A 1163-nucleotide genomic window follows, 5' to 3' on the forward strand; every position below is an offset into this window, starting at 1 on the left:
CGTCGCGCTGAGCGACGCCGTCGGGCACCACGGCGGCGAGCTCGTGCGCGTGGCCCGCGAGGCCGCGGGCCGCGCGGCGACGAGCGTCGAGAGCTCCGTGCTGATGGCGGACCCCGGGTAGCCGCTGGGCGCCCGGGCCGGAGGAACCGTGGGAACCGTCTCACGCCGTCAGGCGGTAGCCCACCCCTCGCACGGTCTCGATCCATCTCGGGTCGGATGGCGATTCGCCGAGCTTGCGGCGGAGGTTCGCAACGTGCACCTCGATCGCGCGCGCGTCGCTGTCACTGACGAAGTCGGCGGCGGACTGGTCGCCGCGAAGCATGATCGCCAGGTCGGTCTTCGCCCTGACCCGCCGCCCGCCGGACAGCAGGTCGGCGAGGATGTCGAACTCGCTGCGCGTCAGCACGACCTCGTCCCCGTCAACCGTCACGATGCGCGTCTCGGGGTTCAGGCTCAGGCCATGGTGCTCGAGCCACGCGTCGTCAAATGCGGTCGACGGCATCGAAGGATCGCCGCCGGCAGCCGCGACATGCCGCGGGCGGCGCAGCATCGCATCGATCCGGGCGCGCAGCTCGCGAGGCCGGAACGGCTTCGCGACGTAGTCATCGGCGCCCGCCTCGAGGCCCTGCAGCGCATCGATCTCCTCCGTGCGTGCCGTCAGCATCACGATGTAGGTCGAGCTGATCGAGCGGATCCGCTTGGCGGTCTCGAACCCGTCCATGCCGGCCATGTTGACGTCGAGCGTCGTCACCAGCGGGCGGTGGGTGCGCACCAGCTCGACACCCTCCGCGCCGTTCGCGGCGCCGTGGACTTCGAAGCCGGCCTGCGCCAGCACGGTCGACAGAAGCGACCGGATGTCTTCCTCGTCCTCGATGACGACCGCGACGCGTGCTTCCTGCACTGCTGCACCCCCCGAAGCCGGCGATGCCTCCGCCGGCAGCTGGACGTCGGTCATGATATCCCAGATCGCACTCTGGAACAGGCGCGGCCCCTCGGGCATCAGCGGTGCATCGCCAACGTGGCGGGTCGGACCTCGCGGCATCCGGCCGGGTGGCGGGCGGCGGGTCCCGATCCGCGCCGCCCGCTCGTCCCGCCGGAACGAGAGGTCGCGCGGAGGGCGGGCAGCTTCCCCACAACCCGCCCCGCGCGCGTCCCCGGTGCGC

The 1163-nt window shown here is 72.1% G+C and carries 1 protein-coding gene; it reads right to left on the bottom strand.

All coding sequences use genetic code 11. From position 1 onward, the window contains the following. Window positions 1-160: 160 nt before the first annotated feature. Window positions 161-955 (bottom strand): response regulator transcription factor, encoded by a 795-nt coding sequence (locus EIO58_RS18305; protein WP_127820593.1) that lies wholly within the window; start codon window positions 953-955, stop codon window positions 161-163. Window positions 956-1163: the final 208 nt, after the last annotated feature.

The organism is Microbacterium sp. CPCC 204701 (assembly GCF_004010105.1).
Classification (GTDB): Bacteria; Actinomycetota; Actinomycetes; order Actinomycetales; family Microbacteriaceae; genus Microbacterium.